The organism is Micromonospora echinaurantiaca (assembly GCF_900090235.1).
GTDB classification, from domain to species: domain Bacteria; phylum Actinomycetota; class Actinomycetes; order Mycobacteriales; family Micromonosporaceae; genus Micromonospora; species Micromonospora echinaurantiaca.
The window spans coordinates 2,618,415-2,635,666 of the sequence record NZ_LT607750.1 but is presented as its reverse complement, the minus strand read 5'-3'; the positions used below and the strand labels follow the sequence as shown (position 1 = coordinate 2,635,666).

Sequence of the window (17,252 nt, the reverse complement as noted above, 5' to 3'; positions counted from 1 at the left end):
CGGCGGCACCCGCGACGCGTACCACCGAAGGGGCGCGAGCCGCCCGGCGGGCCGGCGGCGGTGCCCGCTGATGTGTCGCCACCTGGCCTACCTGGGGCCGCCGGTCAACCTGCGGGAACTGCTGTTCGACCCGCCGTACTCGCTGCTGCGGCAGTCCTGGTCGCCGCGCGACATGCGCGGCGGCGGGACGATCAACGCCGACGGCTTCGGCATTGGCTGGTATCCCGGCGACGGCGACCCGGTGCGGTACCGGCGGGCGCAGCCGATCTGGAGCGACCCGACGATCGCCCAGCTCGCCGCCGTCACCTCGGCGGGCGCGGTGCTGGCGGCGGTGCGCTCGGCCACCGTCGGCATGGCGGTGCTGGACAACGCCGCCGCGCCGTTCGCCGAGGGGCGCTGGCTGTTCAGCCACAACGGGGTGGTACGCGGCTGGCCCGACTCGATGGTGCCGCTGGCCAGCGGGCTGCCGGTGCGTGACCTGCTCACTCTGGACGCGGCCACCGACTCGGCGCTGCTCTGGGCGCTGGTGCGGCACCGGCTGCGCGCCGGGGTGGATCCGGCCCGGGCGGTCGCCGAGACGGTCGCCGCGGTCGCCGCGGCCGCCCCCGGTTCCCGGCTGAACCTGCTGCTCACCGACGGGCGGACGGTGGCCGCCAGCGTGGCCGGGCACGCGCTGTCCATCCGCACCACACCGCGGTCGGTGCTGCTGGCGTCCGAACCGCACGACGACGAACCCGGCTGGCGGGAGGTGCCCGACGGGCACCTGGTGACCGGCACCGCGACCGAGGTGCGGGTGCGTGCCATCGGTGAGGTGTGACCGCCGTCCGGCCGGGGAGAGGGACCTGTCGCCCGTACGAAGGGAGCCCAGATGAGCACCGAGCCGTTGGAGATCCACCTCGAACCCGGGGACCTCGACCGTGGCCTGCGCGACGACGTACGCGCCGGCCTGAGCGCCGATCCGAAGTGGCTGCCGCCCAAGTGGTTCTACGACGCCCGGGGCAGCGAGCTGTTCGAGGAGATCACCCGGCTGCCGGAGTACTACCCGACCCGCGCCGAACGGGCCGTGCTGGCCGGCCGGGCCGACCGGGTCGCGGAGCTGACCGGCGCGAAGACGATGATCGAGCTCGGTTCCGGCTCGTCGGAGAAGACCCGGCTGCTGCTGGATGCCTTCACCCGGCACGGCGGGCTGGGCACCTTCGTACCGCTGGACGTCTCGGTCAGCGCGCTGCGCCGGTCCACCGCCGAGATCGCCGCCGACTACCCGGGCCTGCGGGTACGCGGCATCGTCGGTGACTTCACCCGGCACCTCGACCGGCTGCCCACCGGTGGGCGCCGGCTGGTGGTGTTCCTCGGCGGCACCATCGGCAACCTGCTGCCGGCCGAGCGGGCCCGGTTCCTGGCCGACATGCGGGCCGCGCTGGAGGTGGGTGACTGGCTGCTGCTCGGCACCGACCTGGTCAAGGACCCGTCGGTGGTGGTGCCGGCGTACGACGACGCGGCCGGGGTGACCGCCGAGTTCAACCGCAACGTGCTGCGGGTGATCAACCGCGAGTTGGGCGCGGACTTCGACCCGGCGGCGTTCGACCACGTGGCCCGCTGGGATCCGGACCGGGAGTGGATCGAGATGCGGCTGCGGGCCCGGCGGCCGATGCGGGTGCGGGTGCTCGACCTGGACGTCCGGTTCGCCGAGGGCGAGGAGTTGCGCACCGAGGTCTCCGCGAAGTTCCGTCCGGCGGGCGTCGCCGGGGAGCTGGCCGCGGCCGGGTTCGCCGCCGCGGAGTTCTGGACCGATCCGGACGGCCTGTTCGGCGTTACCCTGGCCCGGGCCGACTGAGCCGGGTGAGCCCGTTCACCCGGACGGCGACCGGCGGAGGTGATCGGCTAGGCTGACGGCGCGAAGGGGAGTAGCCCCCAATGTCGTGGTCGACACACTGGTGCGTTCCGCATCCGGCCACGCGGCCCCGCCAGCGGCGGGGCGGGCGAGACCTTCGACCCAGGCTGTACAGCCGGGTCGAGGTCGCCCCGTACCTCCTCCCGGCATGGACCGGAAGGATGTCATGGAGGGTTTCCTCGTCGCGCTGGTGGTCAGCTTCGGCGTCATCTTCGTCGCCGAACTGGGCGACAAGTCCCAGTTGATGGCGCTGACCTTCGCCACCCGCTTCAAGCCGCTGCCGGTGCTGATCGGGATCACCGTGGCCACCGCCGTGGTGCACCTGGCCTCGGTGGCGATCGGCTACGGCCTCGGCGCCGCCCTGCCGACCGGCTGGATCTCGCTGATCGCCGGTCTGGCGTTCCTCGGCTTCGGGGCGTGGACCCTGCGCGGGGACAAACTCACCGAGGAGGAGCGGCGCAAGGCGGAGAAGACCAGCAAGTCCGCCATCGTCGCGGTGTCGGTCGCGTTCTTCCTGGCCGAGCTGGGCGACAAGACAATGCTGGCGACGATCACGCTGGCCACCAAGTACGGCTGGTTCGGCACCTGGCTCGGCTCCACCGTGGGCATGGTGGCGGCGGACGCGCTGGCCATCCTGGTCGGCCGGCTGCTCGGCCGGAAGCTGCCGGAGCGGACCATCCGTTACGGCGCCGCTGTGCTCTTCGCCATCTGCGGGCTCTGGCTGATCCTGGAGGCGGTGGAGCAGCTGCGCTGAGCGTCGACCACCCGTCGCCACGGTGACTATCCCCGGCGCCCTGCGGGCACAGGGATCACCACCTACCGTGAGCGGTAGGAGGCGAAAGCGGGGAAACCGGGAGGATAACCACATGAGCAAGCACGACGAGCCGAACGAGTACGGGTTCGCCGGTGGCGCCACCGCTCCCGAGCCGCCGCCGGGCGGCCGGCCCGACGAGCAGGACCTGGCCGAGGAGGTGGCGGTGCCGGCGGACGACTTCACCGAACCGGTGACCGACGCCCTCGCCGACGAGGCCGAGGAGCGGGCGCCGGCCGACCGGCGCCGCTGAGGCGTACGCGAACGGGGGGCGCCGGCGTGGCCGGCGCCCCCCGTTTCCTCTCCGGCGTCGAGCCGGCGCGGCTGAGCCGGGGCCAGCCGGTAGGCCGAGCGGAACTCCGGACCTCCTAGCCCCTGGGAAGCCGACCGCGTTGCCGAGCACGGCGGGGAGCGACCCGCCGCCCCGACCCCGTCCGCCCGACCCCCCACCGGGCGCCCATGCCCGACCCCCGACCGGGCGACCACGCCCGCGTCCCGGCCCGGGCGACGAAGCCTGGCCACTCCCGGCGACCGGTGCCACGCCACCCGCCGGTCGGTCCTTTCCCGTGTCCGGGACGGCTTTTCTGCTTCCGGGGCGATGCCGAACGACCACTTCTCGGGTTGGTAATTCCGGGCGCGTGTTCTCGCCTAGGCGAAAACAGATAACTCCGGACATAAAGGCGCATCAGCCGCTTTAATGGTTCACGAGATTAAGTCGACCTTGGGGGTTTTCGTGAAGTTCTTTGGCGTTACCGGCCTGGTACGGAGGCGCGCCTGATGGACCTGTACCGCCAGCTTCGCCTGGTGCGCCAGCACTGGTGGATCGTCCTGCTCACGATCATGGTGGCGCTCGGGGTGACCGCGTTCGTCACCGTCCGGGCCGAGCCCCGGTACGTCGCCTCGGTGACCTTCTTCGTCACCACGCCGAGCCAGGGCGTCACGGACGCCTACCAGGGCGGCCTGCTCATGCAGCAGCGCGTGAAGTCGTACGCCGAGCTGCTGACCAGCGACCGGCTCGCGCAGGCCGTGGTGGCCGAGAACTCGGTGGGGCTGACCGCCGAGGAGATCCAGCGCCGGGTCAGCACCTCCACCGAGACCGGCACGGTCCTGCTGCGGGCGTCGGTGACCGACACCGACCAGACCCGCGCGCTGCGGGTGACCGAGACGCTGTCGGCGAAGTTCGTCGAGCTCGTGCAGAAGGTCGAGACACCGGCGAACGGCCAGACCGGCCCCATCAAGATCGAGGTGGTCAGCGGCCCGCGGGTCAGCTCCAGCCCGGTCTCGCCCCAGCCGGTGCGTAACTTCGCCATCGGCGGCCTGCTCGGCCTGCTCTGCGGGATGGGCCTGGCGATCCTGCGCGGGCTGGCCGACGTCCGGCTGCGCGACGCGGCGACCCTGCAGCGGACCACCGGCAGCCCGCTGCTCGGCGAGATCCCGTTCGAGGGCAGCGCCAAGTCGGAGCCGCTGATCGTCGGCGAGGCGGTGAACTCGGCGCGGGCCGAGGCGGTCCGCAAGCTCCGGACCAACCTGCGCTTCGTCGACGTGCACGAGCCCGCCCGGGTGATCGCGGTGACCAGCGCGCTGCAGGGCGAGGGCAAGACCACGCTCTCCTGCAACCTGGCCATCGCGCTGGCCGAGGCCGGGTGGCGGGTGCTGCTGGTCGACGCCGACCTGCGCCGGCCCAAGGTCGACGACTACCTGGGCCTGGACGCCGGCGTCGGCCTCACCGACGTGCTGGTCGGCGACGTGCAGGTCGGCGACGTGGTGCAGCGCTGGGGCGACAAGTCCCTGCTGGTGCTGCCCAGCGGCTCGGCGCCGCCGAACCCGAGCGAGCTGCTCGGCTCCAAGGCGATGGCGGACCTGCTGCTGGCCCTGCGGGAGTCGGCGGACATCGTCATCATCGACACCGCGCCGCTGCTGGCCGTCACCGACGGCGTCGTGGTGGCCGTGCAGGCCGACGGCGCGCTGCTCGTCTCCCAACAGGGCCGGACCTCGCGCACCCAGGTGGCCGCGGCCTCCCGCGCGCTGCACTCGGTCTCGGTGCGCCTGCTCGGCTGCGTGCTGAACATGGCCAGGGTCCCGAAGACCGAGGCGTACCAGTACGAGGCCTACCGGGTGGTCGCCTCGACCGCCACCACGTCGGTGCCGGCGGACCGGGCCACCAGCGGCCGGCACGCCGAGCGCGCCGGCGCCGGTGTCCCGGACCGTACGCAGGAACTCACCCGGCTGCCCCGATGAGCGCGGCGAGGGGTCGTAGCGACCGTTCGATCTCCTCCGCGCAGCTTCGGAAGTCGGTGGCGGTGCCGCCGATCGGGTCCAGCAGGTCGTCCGTACCGGGGGCGGCGGGTTGCAGCCGCCCCCGGGCCCGGGCGGCCGCCACGACGGCGGCCCGTACCGAGTCGTCGGCCAGGTCCTCCGGCGGCTCGGCCGCCGCGGCCAGCCGGCCGAACTGGCGCAGGGTGAAGGTCCGGTGCAGCACCGCCGGCACCATCGCGGTGCACACCGACCGCTGCCGCCGGGTCGAGGTGAGCACCAGCGTGGCGCCCTCGAGGTACTCCGGGCGCAGCAGCCGGCTGCGGAACTCCGCCGGGTCCGCACCGGTCTCCGCCGCCACCTCGGCCGCGTACGGGTGCATGGCCAGGCCCTCGACGGCGTCGGTGCCGGCGCTGGAGACGGTGACCGGCCGGTCGCCCAGCAGCCGCCGGGCGAGGTACTCGGCCATCGGCGACCGGCACAGGTTGGCGTGGCAGACGAACAGCACCCGGTCGGTCATCTGGACCCCTCTCGTCGGCGGAGTCGCGGCGCGGGCCGCCGCGACGGCGGCCGGCCTGCGACGGCCGACCGCGGAGGGGTTGTCGGCATCGTACGTGGACTCGACCCCCGTGACCGGTGCTGCCGCGCCGAACCGGCTGCCCCGGACGGAGGTGACCCGGTGAGGATCGGCGTGCTGTCGTACCACTTCCCGCCGGAGCCGGCGTTCATCCCGGGCAGCCTCGCCGAGGAACTCGCCGCCCGGGGGCACGAGGTGCGGGTGCTCACCGGCTTCCCGGACTATCCGGGCGGGCACGTCTATCCGGGGTGGCGCCAGCGCTGGCAGCACGAGACGCGCAGCGAGCGGCTCACCGTCCGCCGGGTGCCCCGGTACGCGGGTGGGGACGCCTCGGTGCGCGCGCGGATGGCCAGCTACCTCTCCTTCGCCGGCAGCGCGGTGCTGGCCGGCCGCCGGTTCCTCGCCGACGTGGACGCGCTCTACGTCCACCAGCCGCCGGCCACCGCGTTCGCCGCGGCCGGGCTGCTGCGGCTGCTCGGCCGGGTGCCGACCGTCCTGCACGTGCCGGACGTCTGCGCCCGGGACGAACCCGGCGGGGCCGACGCCGGCGGCTGGACGGCGCGGATCAGTGCGGCGATGGCCCGGACGTACCGGGCCGCCGACGCGATCGCGGTGGCCGCGCCGTCGCTGCGTGCCCCGGTGGTGGCCGCCGGCGCGGACCCGGCCCGGGTCCGGGTGGTGCTCAACTGGACCGACGAACGGATCTTCCATCCCGCCCGGCCGAGCCCCGCCGCCCAGCGGCTGGTCCGCCGGGACGGCCGCTGCGTGGTGATGCACGCCGGGACCATCGGAAACCGGCAGGGCCTGGAGACAGCGGTCCGGGCGGCGGCCGCGCTGGACGGCACGATGGACCTGATCCTGGTGGGGTCGGGCGCACAGGAGCGGCGGGTGCGGGGGCTCGCCGCCGAGCTGCGGGCCGACAACGTGCGCTTCGTCGAACGCCGGTCCCCGTTGGACATGCCGGACCTGTACGCGGCCGCCGACTACCAGCTGGTCATGCTCCGTGACCTGCCCGAGTTGCGCGGCACCGTGCCGGGCAAGCTCCAGGCCGCCTTCTCCTGCGCGGCGCCCGTCGTCGCGTCCGCCGGCGGCGACACCGCCGAGCTGGTCGAGCGGGCCCGGGCCGGCCTCTCCTGCCCGCCCGAGGACTGGGCCGCGCTGGCGGACCGGTTCTGGCTGGCCGCCACCATCCCGCCGCCCGCCCGGGTCGACATGGGCCGGCGGGGCCGCGAGGCGTACCTGCGGGAGATGTCGCTGACCGCCGGGGTGGACCGGATCGAGGGGCTGCTCCACGAGGTCGTGGCGGCCCGCTCCGGCGCTCGCTGACCGACGAGCGATATTCGCATACCGGTCAGACCGTCATTTCCGACCCAGAAGGCTCGTTACGTGCTAAGAACGTCAGAGAAAACGTGCCCTTCTGTCCGGTTTCGGAAATGGAGAGTGGTGTGACGGAGAGCGAAAGGCCGCGCCGCCGGCGCAGTCGGTCCCGGCGGCGCCGGCGGGCCCGGCTGCGTCGCGCCCTGCTCAGTGCGCTGGTGGTCGGCTCGCTGCTGCTGGTCTCCGCCGGCTGGGTGGGATTCCGGGGCTGGCAGGCCCGCGCCCACCTGGTCAACGCCGCCGGGCTGGCCCGGGAGCTCAGCGCCCAGGTCGTCGGTGGGGACACCGCCCGGGCCCAGCGCACCCTCGCCGCACTGCAGGAACAGTCCGGGGCCGCGCGGGCGGCGACCGCCGACCCCGGCTGGTGGGTCGGCCGGCGCGCGCCGTTCGCGGGCGACGACCTGGCCGCCGTACGCCAGATCTCGATCGCGATCGACGACCTGGCCCGACAGGCGTTCCCGAGCCTGCTCCGCACCGACCTCGCCGGGCTCGTGCCCAGCGAGGGCCGGTTGGACGTGGCCCGGTTGCGCACCCTCTCCACCGAACTCGCCGCGGTGCACCGGACGGTCGGCGACACCCGGACCAGCCTCGCCAGGGTGCCCGTTGACGACCTGGTCAGCCAGATCCGCCAGGCGCTCACCGCGTTGCGCGGCGAGATCGACCGGCTGGCCGACCTGACCGCCGCGGCGGACCAGGCCGCCCGGCTGCTGCCGCCGCTGCTCGGTGTCGACGGGCCGCGCCGCTACCTGCTGGTCTCGCAGAACAACGCGGAGCTGCGGGCCACCGGCGGGATGTTCGGCGCGTACGCCGTGCTGCACGCCGACGACGGTCGGGTGCGGATGGGGCGGCAGGGAACCAGCGCCGCGTTGGGTCGTTTCACCCCGCCGCTCAAGACCCCCGCCGAGGTACGCCGCCTCTGGGGCGACCTGCCCGGCATCTACCCGGCCGACGTCAACCTGACCCCGCACTTCCCGACCGCCGCCAACCTCTACCGGCAGATGGTCCGCCGGCAGACCGGCATCACGGTCGACGGCGTGCTGGCGGTCGACCCGGTGATGCTGTCGTACCTGCTGAATGCGACCGGGCCGGTGCTGGTGCCCGGGCATGCCCCGCTGGACAGCGAGACCGTGGTGCGGACCCTGCTCAGCGACAGTTACCAGCGTCTCGACACCCGACAGCAGGACGAGTACTTCACCGCGGCGGCCGCCGCGGTCTTCGACACCTTCCTTAAGAAGAATGTCAACCCAAAGGTGTTATTGTCCGTATTCGACCGTGCTGTCCGAGAACGCCGGATATTGTTCTGGAGTGCCCGCCCGGAGGAGCAGCGGACGTTCGGCGACAGCCGGATGGCCGGGACGCTTCCCGAGCAGGACACCGTGCCGACCGTCGGCGTGTTCCTCAACGACGGCAGCGGCGCGAAGCTCGGCTACTACCTGCGCCCGTCGGCGGACCTGACGGTCGGCGAATGCCGGCCCGACGGCCGCCGCCAACTCCGGCTGCGCGTCACCCTGCGCTCGACGGCGCCGAAGACCGGCCTCGCCAAGTCGGTCCTCGGCCTCGGCCTGGCGGGCGACCCGTACACCGTCCGGACCTTCGTCTCGGTGTACAGCCCGGCCGGCGGGTCGGTGCTGGACGCCCGTCTCGACGGAGCCGAGGTGGCGCTCGGCTCCGGTACCGAACGGCGACGGCAGGTGGCGACGGCCAACGTGGACGTCGGACCGGGAGCCTCCCGCACCTTGGAGGTCTCCGTGCTGACGGCGAAGACCGGCGCAGGAACGGCCGAGCTGTGGCTCACGCCCACCGCCACCCCCTGGACCACCCAAATTATTACCGCACCAAGCTGTGACCAGTAGGAGGGAACCATCATGCGGCTTTCCCGCATCATCATGGCGCTCACGGTCGGTCTGGCCGTGGTGGCCGTGCCGACCGCAGCGGGGGCGGCGCAGCCGCAGCCGGCGCCCACGCTGACGGAGACGCCCCAACCACCGCCCTACCCACCGGGCCAGGGCGCGGCGACACTCACCGTCAACCGCACCACCATCACCCTCGGTGAGACCGTCGTCCTCACCGGCCGGAACTTCGGCCCCAACGAGCGGGTGACCATCGTGGTCAGCGTCGCCCCGCTCGCCGCCCCGGCCCCCGGCCAGGCTCGGCGCAGCGACGGCAGCACGGTCGCGATGGCCCCGGTGGCCTTCCAGGCCGCCGCCCCGCTGACCTTCTACGCGAACACCAACTCGCGGGGTCGGTTCACCGAGCCGTACAAGCCGTCGATCACGGGTCTGTTGACCTTCACGGCGACCGGCGACGAGTCCGGCCGCTCGGCCTCCACCGAGGTCCGGGTGCTGCCCCGGCGGGGTGACCAGCAGCCGCTGCCGGTCACCGGTGACAGCCTGGGCACGCCGATGAAGCTCGGCGGCGGCCTGGTGGGCGCCGGCGCGGTGCTGCTGCTCATGACCCTGGCCTGGCGTCGCCGCCACCGCCTCGGCACGGGTGCGAGCTGATTGGTTCGGCGCCGGGCAGGGCCCGGAGGCACCTCGGGCTGGCGTCCGTCGGAACTCTCCGACGGGCGCCAGCCCTGTTGTGCGTCCGGTCTGAGCGGTTGGGGTGGGCCGTCCGCTCGCGGTGGGTGGGTGGTTGCGGTGGGGTGTGGCCCGCCGTGACCGGCTCCGGACGGTCAGGCTCGATCCCTGCGCCGGTCACGGCGGGCCACACCCTCGCCGTGGTCCAGGTCCGCTCGTGACGACGGACTCGTTCCTGGGCGACCCCGCCACCCGCTTACGCCGTAGGGGGCCCGCGCCGTTTCGTTGGAATGGCGGTATCGACCCGGCCGGGACAGCCCCATATCGGCGACCCGGTGTCGATCATCCGCGGTCAGCGTCGGCTGCGACTGATGTCGGTGACGGCGGCGACCAGGGCCAGCGCGATGATCCCGGTGGCCAGCAGCAGCGAGTGCCGGAAGGCCACCGACCAGTCTCCGTCGCTCGCCGTCAGCGACGCGAAGAAGACCGAGCCGACGGCGGCGATGCCGGCGGCCGTCCCGATGCGCTGGCCGGTCTGCAGCATGCCCGCACCGCTGCCCGCCTGCGGTACCGGCACCTCGGAGAGGGTCAGGGTCTGGTTGGGCGCGATCACCAGCCCGCTGCCGAGGCCGGCGACCAGCAGCGGTCCGGCGGTCAGCCATGGTACGGCGGTGTGCCCGGGATCCAGATCGAGGATCGCGACCACGCCGACCAGGCCGACGACCACGGTGACCAGGCCGGTGGCGACCAGCGGGCGCCCGTACCGGTTGACGATCCGACCGCCGAGCGCGGACGCGGCGGCCGAGCCCAGCGCGAACGGGGTGATGGCCAGGCCGGCGACGAGGGCGCTGTAGCCGAGCCCGTTCTGCAGGTAGAGGGTGAAGATGAAGAAGATCGCGGTGAACCCGCCGAAGTAGACCAACGCGATCAGCGAACCCAGGGTGTACGACCGGACGGCGAACAGCCGTAGGTCGAACAGCGGTTGCCGCTGGCGCGCGTACCGGCGCTCCCAGAGTCCGAAGGCGACCAGCGCGACCAGCCCGGCGGGGACGAGCAGCCACTTCTCAGCTCCGCGCCACTGCTGTTGCTGCACCAGCGGCAGCAGCAGCAGGACCACGCCGAGCCCGAGCAGCAGGACGCCGACCGGGTCGAGGCGTCGGTTGTCGACCGGGCCCTGGGGGCGGCTGGGCAGCAGCCGCCAGCCGAGGACCACCGCGACGATCCCGACCGGCACGTTGACGAAGAAGACCCACCGCCAGCCGTGTTCCTCGCCGCCGAGGGCGATCAGCAGGCCGCCGAGCAGCGGGCCGATCGCGGTGGAGATGCCGATGGTGGCGCCGAGCAGCCCGAACGGGCGGGCCCGTTCCGGGCCCTGGAAGAGTTCCTGGATCAGGCCGGTGACCTGGGGGTTGACCACTCCGGCGGCGGCTCCCTGGAGCAGTCGCGCGGCGACCAGCCAGCCCGGGGAGGCGGCCAGCCCGGCCAGCGCGCTGGTCAGCGTGAACAGGGTGATGCCGGCGACGAAGGCGTTGCGCCGGCCGCGGGCGTCGCCGAACCGCCCGGCGGGCACCAGGGCCAGCCCGAAGGTCAGCGCGTAGCCGGAGAGAACCCACTGCAGGTCGCTGGGGGAGGCCCGCAGCGCGCGGTCCATCGACGGCACGGCGACGTTGACGATGCTCACGTCGAGCAGCGTCATGAAGGCGGCGACCAGCCCGACCCCGAGGGCCTGCCAGCGCCGCCGGTCGTCCGGCGCCGGCCGCCGTCGCGTCACGCCATCTGGCGGGCGCAGAATCGGGGCCCGAAGTCCAGGCCGGCCATCGGTGAATCCTCCCGGTGCAGCAGGTTCTTCTCGGTGAGCATGTGCAGGGGGGCGTGCAACTGCTCCTCGGTCAGGCCGCACTCCTCGGCGATCATGTCCGGGTAGGGCACCTGCCCGCGCGCCTCGAGCGCGGTCACCGCCTCGTACACCCGTTCCTCGACCTCCGACAGTTGTACCTGCCGCATGGCTCCTCCTTCGGTTCTCCCGCCCTCCGCGCGGACGGTCTGCGCTGCGCGGTTACCCCCTGCCTGACCGAAGATGCCCACCCGATCGGGCGGTGCCGGTGCCTCCGTCGGGGTGCCCGCCGCGGGCGCGAAGGCGGGGCGGGCCGGGTCGCGTCGCCAGCGTGACCGGTGACCGGGTGCCCTAGGCTGCACCCGTGATCGTCTGGGATCTGGCTGTGGTGGGCGGTGGGCCGGCCGGGCTCTCCGCCGCGTACGTCGCCGCCCGTGCCGGCGTCCGCACCGTCGTCGTGGAACGGGCCGTGCACCCGCGGTACAAGACCTGCGGGGGCGGGCTGATCGGCACCTCACTCGCGGCCGTGACGGGCCGGATCGAGGTGCCCGCCCACGACCGGGTCGACCGGGTCACCTTCACCCGGGACGGGCGGCGCGGGTTCACCCGACGCCACGGCGGGCCCTTGGTGACCATGGTCCGCCGGGAGGAGTTCGACGACCGGTTGCGCGCCGCCGCGGTCGACGCCGGCGCCGAGATCCGCCAGCGGGTCGCGGTCCGCGCCGTGGAGCAGGACCCCGACGGCGTACGCCTGCGGCTGGCCGACGGCGACACCGTGCACGCCCGTACGGTGATCGGCGCCGACGGCTCGTCCGGGGTGACGGCCCGGCACGTCGGGGTCGACTACCGGCAGGTCGACCTGGGGCTGGAGGTGGAGCTGCCGGTGCCGCCGGAGGAGCAGGCCCGCTGGCGGGGCCGGGTGCTGCTGGACTGGGGTCCGCTCGCCGGGTCGTACGCCTGGGTGTTCCCGAAGGGCGACCGGCTCACCGTCGGGGTGATCGCCGGGCGCGGCGAGGGGGAGCGGACCCGGGAGTACCTGCGCCGGTTCGTGGGCCGGTTGGGGTTGACGGACGTGCCGCCGGAGCACGACTCCGGGCACCTGACCCGCTGCCGGACCGAGAACTCGCCGTTGCGGCGGGGCCGGGTGCTGGTCGTCGGCGACGCCGCCGGGCTGCTGGAGCCGTGGAGCCGGGAGGGGATCAGCTACGCGCTGCGCTCCGGCGAGATGGCCGGCGCGGCGGTCGCGGCCGGCGACCCGGCCGGCTACGAGCGCGCGGTCGCCGCGCGGCTGGTGCCGTCGATGCGGGCGGGGCACCGGCTGCTGGACGTCTTCTCCCGCCGGCCGGACGTCTTCCACGCGCTGCTGGCCACCCCGCCGGGCTGGCGGATGTTCGTGCGGTTCTGCCAGGGGCGGGCGAGCTTCGACGAGACGCTGTCCCGGCCACCGGTCCGGGCGGCCCTGGCGTTGCTGGACCGGCTGCCCGCGCCCCGGCGAGCGGCGGCCGAGCTGCCCGGATAGTCAGCGGCGACGAGCGAGACCAGGGGTGGCCGCCGCCCGCCGCCCCGTTTCGTCCACCCAGGATCCTAGGATGCCTTACGGGACGTGACCGGCACGACGGACCGCAGCACCGGAGGCTGGCCAGGGGAGACGCCACCGGCGGAGAATGGCGGCGAAAAGGGGGAGGGCGCATGACCGACGACCGCACCGATCCGTCGTTCACCGACGAGGAGTACGCGTTCCTGCGGCACGTCCGGTTCGGCGAGCTGCCCCGCGCGGCGCGCCCCGAGGAGCGGGTCGAGCTGACCGAGACCGAGCCCCGCCGGGACCGCCCGGAGCCGCACGACGACCCGGAGCGCTGGGACCTGCGGCACGGCTGAGACGCGCCGACGGGCCGCGGGCGTCGCCGCCCACGGCCCGTCGGGTGGTACGGGTCAGAAGACCGGGACGCCCTCGCGGACCAGCCGCCAGTTCGGCTGGAAGAAGTCCGCCGGGTCGATCGTGCCCCGGGCCTGCGCCCAGTCGATGAGCAGCTGGCGGATCTCCTGCTGCGCGTTGTAGACCTGGGTCTTGACGATGCCGGGGAAGTTGCCGCCACCGCTGCGCCGGTAGTTGTTCACCGCCACCACGAACTGCGCGTTGTCGGCCACCGGCGTGTCGGTGCCGGGCAGCACCAGCCGGGTGATCCGCTGACCGACCGGCCGGGGGATGTCGATGTCGTAGTCCAGGCCGGAGATGACGTCGTAGTTGTAGTCCGGCACCGCCGGGTCGCTGATCGTCTCCGGGCCCACCGGCGCACCCGGGGCGAGCGTGCGGAAGTACTTCGCCGAGTACTCCAGGTAGGCCCGCACCTCGGCGCCGCTGAGCACCACCGCCTCGAGGGTGTTGTCGTAGACGTAGAGCCCGGCGACGTCGCGGATCTTGACGTCCCCGGCCGGGAAGACCGCGGTGCGGCTGAACGGCGCCGCGATCGACAGCACCGGCAGGCTCGCGTACGAGGTGCCGGCCAGGGCCGCGGTGACCACCTCGGTCTGCGTGTGGTTGATGAAGTCCAGGATCGGGGTGTCCCTGTACCGGGACTCCGCGGCCGACAGCTCCACGGTGGAGCGGGCCACCACCTGGTTGACGTACGCCACGGTCTTCTGGTGCTGGGCCCGCACGGCGGCGAGGACCTTCGGGTCCTCGACCACGGTGTTGGTGTTGAGCAGCGCCGCGGCCTTCTTGGTGATCTTCCACCGGCCGCGCTCGCGGGTCAGCTCGAAGTCCATCCGGGTGAGCCGCTGGCCCCACTTCGACGGCTCGGAGAGCAGCACCTGCTCGCCGGTCTGCGCGTTGGTCACGAACCGCTCGGCGACCTCGGCGTGGGCGTGGCCGAAGAGGATCGCGTCGATGCCGGGCACCTGCTCGGCGATCAGCGCGGTCGGGTTCTCGATCGGCAGCTCCGGACCGTAGCTGGAGGTGCCGCTGTCGCCGCCGTGCGCGGAGATCAGGACGATGTCGGCGCCGTGGGCCCGCATGACCGGCACCCACTTCGCGGCGGTGGCGATCATGTCGTCGAAGCGCAGCCGCCCCTCGACGTTGCCCTTGTCCCAGATGGCCACGCCGGGGTTGGTCAGGCCGAGGATGCCGACCCGCAGGGTCGGTGCGGCGAAGCCGAGGGAGACCTTCTTGATGACGTACGGCAGGAAGGCCGGCTTGCCGGTGGCGACGTTGATGGCGTTGGCGGCCAGCGCCGGGAAGCCGAGCTGGCGGATCCACAGGTCGAGCAGCGGCAGGCCGTAGTTGAACTCGTGGTTGCCGAGCGTGACGGCGTCGTAGTCGATGATGTTCATCGCCCGCGCCATCGGGTGCTTCTCACCGGTGCTGGTGATCGGCTCCTGCTTGGCGTAGAAGGTGGCCAGGGGAGTGCCCTGGATGGTGTCGCCGGCGTCCAGCACGAGCGTGGCCTTGCCGCGCCGCTCGGCCCGGATCTGGTTGATCAGGGTCGCCAGCTTCGCGACGCCGATGTCGTTGTGCCGGCTGTCGTCGTACTCCGCGTCGGAGTAGTAGTCCCAGTTGTAGACGTTCCCGTGGGTGTCCGACGTGCCGAGCAGGGTGAGGTCCCAGCTCCGCGGCCGGGCCGCTCCGGCCGCCTGGGCGGGGCCGGCGGCGATCAGCGGGGCGGAGGCCGCCGCGGCCGCGGCGGCGAGCACCGTGCGGCGTGACGGGCCGGAGGGAGAGGTCATGCGATGCCCTTCCATGGGGATGGAGTCGCCTCGTGGGCGCCGAGCGCACCATAACGGCCGGCTGCCCCACCTGCCACAGCACCCCGCGCCGCCCCACCGTCACCACCGCGGCCGCGGCCGCCGTTTCCGCCCGCCGCGCCGGGGTAGGGCTGTCGGGGACCGATCGACAGGTGCGCGAGGAGACGTCGGTGAGTGAGGACCAGTACACCCAGCAGGACCCGACCACCCAGTACGGCCAGCAGTCCGGCCAGCCGGGGCAGCAGCAGGCGCCACCGGGCTCGACGGCACGGATGACGCCGGAGCCGGACCACGGCGAGGAGTCGTACCGGGGCACCGGCAAGCTCGCCGGCAAGCGGGCACTGATCACCGGCGGTGACTCCGGGATCGGCCGGGCGGTGGCGATCGCGTTCGCCCGGGAGGGCGCCGACGTGCTCATCTCCTACCTGTCCGAGGACGCCGACGCCCGGGAGACCATCCGGTGGGTGGAGGAGGCCGGCCGCACGGGCGTCGCGGTGCGCGGCGACATCACTGACGAGCGGCACTGCCAGGAACTCGTCGACCGGGCAGTACGCGACCTGGGTGGCCTGGACATCCTGGTGAACAACGCGGCCTACCAGATGGCCCAGGAGAAGGGGATCGCCGGGATCAGCAGCGAGCAGTTCGACCGGGTGCTCAAGACCAACCTGTACGCGATGTTCTGGCTCTGCAAGGCGGCGCTGCCGCACCTCTCCGAGGGGTCGGCGATCATCAACACGTCGTCGATCCAGGCGTTCGACCCGTCGCCGCAACTGCTGGACTACGCCACCACCAAGGCCGGCATCGTGAACTTCACCAAGGCGCTCGCCCAGGAGTTGGCCGAGCGGGGGGTCCGGGCCAACGCGGTGGCTCCCGGTCCGATCTGGACCCCGCTCATCCCGGCCACCATGCCGGAGCAGAAGGTCGAGCAGTTCGGCCAGGACACCCCCGAGGGGCGTCCGGGTCAGCCGGCCGAGCTGGCGCCGGCGTACGTCTTCTTCGCCAGCCAGGAATCCAGCTACGTCACCGGCGAGGTGCTCGGCGTGACCGGCGGCCGGCCGACGAAGTGACGCGCCGCCCGCCGTGCGGCGCGCAAGCGTCCCGCGGCGGGCGTCCCGCGGCGGGCGTCCCGCGGCGGGCGGTCAGCGCGGCCAGTCGGCGAGTCGGTCACGGACCCGGGCCACCTCGGCCGGGTCGAGGCCGTAGCGGGCGAACCTGCGGTCCGGCAGCCGGTCGAGGTACCGGCCGGCCGCGCGGACGTCCTCTGGGTCCAGCGCCGGGTCGAACTGGTGGGCCAGGGCCAGCAGCTCGGTCACCGGGTAGTGCGCCCGGGCCGCGGCGACGTCGATGTAGTCGCGTACCTCCCGGCGGTTGACCAGGGCCGCGGTCTTGCTGGCCACCAGGTCGCGCAGGTCCATCACCGGGCCCAGGTCCATCACCACCGGGCTGCGGTGCCGGTCGAGCCGGGCCAGGCTGAGCCGGAGCTGCCGGTCGCCCCGGCTCACCACGAAGTCCCGCAGGTCCCGGTCGAAGCCGTCGAACAGCTCGGCCAGGTCGCTGTCCGGGTCGGCGTCGTCGACCTGGAAACCGGCCTGGCGCAGCGCGTCGCGCACCGCGGCCGCGGCGGCCGCGGCCGCGCCCTCCACGTCGGCGAAGAGGTCGACGTCCTCGGTGGGGCGGGTGACCAGCCCGTGCGCGGCCCAGGCCACCCCGCCGCCGAGCACGAACCGGTACCGCCCGGCGGCCGACAGGGCCACCCGGGCCACCTCGCGGTAGAACTCGTGGGGGTGGGCGCCGCTCACGCCGCCCGCAGGCCCCGGTGCCGGTCCTCCCAGGCGGCGCGGACGCCGCGCGGCAGGTTGAGCAGCCGCCACACCCGGCGCAGCGTCCGGCCGTTGATCAGCCGGCGGAGATCCTCCGTGCGGGTGGTCTCGCGCAGCACGTTCTCGTACATCCAGAGCAGCTGGTCGGGGTCGCCGAGGTCGAACCGCCGGTCCGGGCACCACATCAGCCGCACCGGCAGCTCCACCACGCCCCGGGTGGGGCCGGTGAGCTCGGCCAGGGTGCGCGCCACCACCGCGGGACGCCCCGGGCGGGCCAGGTGGACCGCGCGGGAGGTGGTGGTGGCAGTGGCCGGCATGCTGTCAGGGTAACGCCCCCGGCCGCCGGGACGCGCGTACGCGTGCGCCCCCTGCGCAATCGCGTCGTGCAGGCCCTCACCGTTGGTCCGGATGGTCCGGTGGTGACCCTCC

General features: G+C 73.6%; 17 protein-coding genes. 11 read left to right on the top strand and 6 right to left on the bottom strand.

Translation table 11 applies throughout. The features are described 5' to 3' along the window. Positions 1-70 precede the first annotated feature (70 nt). From egtC to GA0070609_RS12110, 5 genes are all read left to right on the top strand, one after another. Entirely contained in the window at positions 71-817 is a 747-nt protein-coding gene (gene egtC, locus GA0070609_RS12130) for an ergothioneine biosynthesis protein EgtC (RefSeq protein WP_088993905.1), read from the top strand. A 51-nt stretch (positions 818-868) separates the two neighbouring features. Next, on the top strand, positions 869-1,834 hold the full coding sequence (egtD, locus tag GA0070609_RS12125; RefSeq protein WP_088993904.1) for an L-histidine N(alpha)-methyltransferase: 966 nt from the start codon (positions 869-871) through the stop codon (positions 1,832-1,834). Between the two features lie 223 nt (positions 1,835-2,057). After that, on the top strand, positions 2,058-2,645 hold the full coding sequence (locus GA0070609_RS12120; protein ID WP_088993903.1) for a TMEM165/GDT1 family protein: 588 nt from the start codon (positions 2,058-2,060) through the stop codon (positions 2,643-2,645). 112 nt (positions 2,646-2,757) lie between these two features. After that, positions 2,758-2,955, top strand: a complete 198-nt coding sequence (locus tag GA0070609_RS12115) for a hypothetical protein (RefSeq protein ID WP_088993902.1) — start codon at positions 2,758-2,760, stop codon at positions 2,953-2,955. Positions 2,956-3,479: 524 nt separating this feature from the next. After that, entirely contained in the window at positions 3,480-4,940 is a 1,461-nt protein-coding gene (locus GA0070609_RS12110; RefSeq protein ID WP_088993901.1) for a polysaccharide biosynthesis tyrosine autokinase, read from the top strand. Here GA0070609_RS12110 and GA0070609_RS12105 read toward each other — a convergent pair. Continuing rightward, complete coding sequence (locus tag GA0070609_RS12105) at positions 4,921-5,475, bottom strand: arsenate reductase/protein-tyrosine-phosphatase family protein (protein ID WP_088993900.1); 555 nt, start codon at positions 5,473-5,475, stop codon at positions 4,921-4,923. The two genes, GA0070609_RS12110 and GA0070609_RS12105, sit on opposite strands and share 20 nt — an antisense overlap. Before the next feature lie 159 nt (positions 5,476-5,634). Between GA0070609_RS12105 and GA0070609_RS12100 the strand changes: the two genes are divergently transcribed. From GA0070609_RS12100 to GA0070609_RS12090, 3 genes are all read left to right on the top strand, one after another. Beyond that, a complete protein-coding gene (locus tag GA0070609_RS12100; RefSeq protein WP_088993899.1) occupies positions 5,635-6,858 on the top strand; it encodes a glycosyltransferase family 4 protein in 1,224 nt (407 codons plus the stop codon). Positions 6,859-6,977: 119 nt separating this feature from the next. Then, entirely contained in the window at positions 6,978-8,762 is a 1,785-nt protein-coding gene (locus GA0070609_RS12095; protein ID WP_231928638.1) for a DUF4012 domain-containing protein, read from the top strand. Between the two features lie 12 nt (positions 8,763-8,774). Continuing rightward, the gene (locus tag GA0070609_RS12090; protein WP_088993897.1) at positions 8,775-9,410 is read left to right on the top strand and encodes a hypothetical protein; all 636 of its coding nucleotides are present in this window, start codon (positions 8,775-8,777) and stop codon (positions 9,408-9,410) included. 370 nt (positions 9,411-9,780) lie between these two features. Here the strand turns inward: GA0070609_RS12090 and GA0070609_RS12085 are convergent, their stop codons facing one another. After that, the gene (locus GA0070609_RS12085; protein WP_408630663.1) at positions 9,781-11,220 is read right to left on the bottom strand and encodes an MFS transporter; all 1,440 of its coding nucleotides are present in this window, start codon (positions 11,218-11,220) and stop codon (positions 9,781-9,783) included. Then, positions 11,196-11,432: a hypothetical protein gene (locus GA0070609_RS12080; protein ID WP_088993896.1), complete on the bottom strand. Its 237-nt coding sequence runs from the start codon at positions 11,430-11,432 to the stop codon at positions 11,196-11,198. Before GA0070609_RS12080 ends, GA0070609_RS12085 begins: the two co-directional genes overlap by 25 nt. 194 nt (positions 11,433-11,626) lie before the next feature. Between GA0070609_RS12080 and GA0070609_RS12075 the strand changes: the two genes are divergently transcribed. Both GA0070609_RS12075 and GA0070609_RS12070 read left to right on the top strand, forming a co-directional pair. Further along, positions 11,627-12,781 carry a geranylgeranyl reductase family protein gene (locus GA0070609_RS12075; RefSeq protein WP_088993895.1) on the top strand — a complete coding sequence of 385 codons (1,155 nt, stop codon included), beginning with the start codon at positions 11,627-11,629 and terminating at the stop codon, positions 12,779-12,781. A gap of 170 nt (positions 12,782-12,951) precedes the next feature. Next, the gene (locus tag GA0070609_RS12070; protein ID WP_088993894.1) at positions 12,952-13,140 is read left to right on the top strand and encodes a hypothetical protein; all 189 of its coding nucleotides are present in this window, start codon (positions 12,952-12,954) and stop codon (positions 13,138-13,140) included. Positions 13,141-13,194: 54 nt separating this feature from the next. Here GA0070609_RS12070 and GA0070609_RS12065 read toward each other — a convergent pair whose 3' ends face one another. Then, positions 13,195-14,985: a bifunctional metallophosphatase/5'-nucleotidase gene (locus tag GA0070609_RS12065; RefSeq protein ID WP_088993893.1), complete on the bottom strand. Its 1,791-nt coding sequence runs from the start codon at positions 14,983-14,985 to the stop codon at positions 13,195-13,197. A 188-nt stretch (positions 14,986-15,173) separates the two neighbouring features. Here GA0070609_RS12065 and GA0070609_RS12060 point away from each other — a divergent pair, with 188 nt between their 5' ends. Continuing rightward, complete coding sequence (locus GA0070609_RS12060; protein ID WP_088997683.1) at positions 15,174-16,070, top strand: SDR family oxidoreductase; 897 nt, start codon at positions 15,174-15,176, stop codon at positions 16,068-16,070. Positions 16,071-16,142: 72 nt separating this feature from the next. On the opposite strand, the gene GA0070609_RS12055 is transcribed toward GA0070609_RS12060, so the two are convergent. After that, positions 16,143-16,802 (bottom strand): nucleotidyl transferase AbiEii/AbiGii toxin family protein, encoded by a 660-nt coding sequence (locus GA0070609_RS12055; RefSeq protein ID WP_231928636.1) that lies wholly within the window; start codon positions 16,800-16,802, stop codon positions 16,143-16,145. Next, the gene (locus tag GA0070609_RS12050) at positions 16,799-17,140 is read right to left on the bottom strand and encodes a hypothetical protein (RefSeq protein WP_088993892.1); all 342 of its coding nucleotides are present in this window, start codon (positions 17,138-17,140) and stop codon (positions 16,799-16,801) included. The genes GA0070609_RS12055 and GA0070609_RS12050 overlap by 4 nt, the downstream gene beginning before the upstream one ends. Positions 17,141-17,252: the final 112 nt, after the last annotated feature.

Coding starts and splice junctions, on each gene's coding strand:
- egtC (WP_088993905.1), top strand. CDS start 71: ATGTGTCGCCACCTGGCCTACCTGGGGCCGCCGGTCAACCTGCGGGAA.
- egtD (WP_088993904.1), top strand. CDS start 869: ATGAGCACCGAGCCGTTGGAGATCCACCTCGAACCCGGGGACCTCGAC.
- GA0070609_RS12120 (WP_088993903.1), top strand. CDS start 2,058: ATGGAGGGTTTCCTCGTCGCGCTGGTGGTCAGCTTCGGCGTCATCTTC.
- GA0070609_RS12115 (WP_088993902.1), top strand. CDS start 2,758: ATGAGCAAGCACGACGAGCCGAACGAGTACGGGTTCGCCGGTGGCGCC.
- GA0070609_RS12110 (WP_088993901.1), top strand. CDS start 3,480: ATGGACCTGTACCGCCAGCTTCGCCTGGTGCGCCAGCACTGGTGGATC.
- GA0070609_RS12105 (WP_088993900.1), bottom strand. CDS start 5,475: ATGACCGACCGGGTGCTGTTCGTCTGCCACGCCAACCTGTGCCGGTCG.
- GA0070609_RS12090 (WP_088993897.1), top strand. CDS start 8,775: ATGCGGCTTTCCCGCATCATCATGGCGCTCACGGTCGGTCTGGCCGTG.
- GA0070609_RS12080 (WP_088993896.1), bottom strand. CDS start 11,432: ATGCGGCAGGTACAACTGTCGGAGGTCGAGGAACGGGTGTACGAGGCG.
- GA0070609_RS12070 (WP_088993894.1), top strand. CDS start 12,952: ATGACCGACGACCGCACCGATCCGTCGTTCACCGACGAGGAGTACGCG.
- GA0070609_RS12065 (WP_088993893.1), bottom strand. CDS start 14,985: ATGACCTCTCCCTCCGGCCCGTCACGCCGCACGGTGCTCGCCGCCGCG.
- GA0070609_RS12050 (WP_088993892.1), bottom strand. CDS start 17,140: ATGCCGGCCACTGCCACCACCACCTCCCGCGCGGTCCACCTGGCCCGC.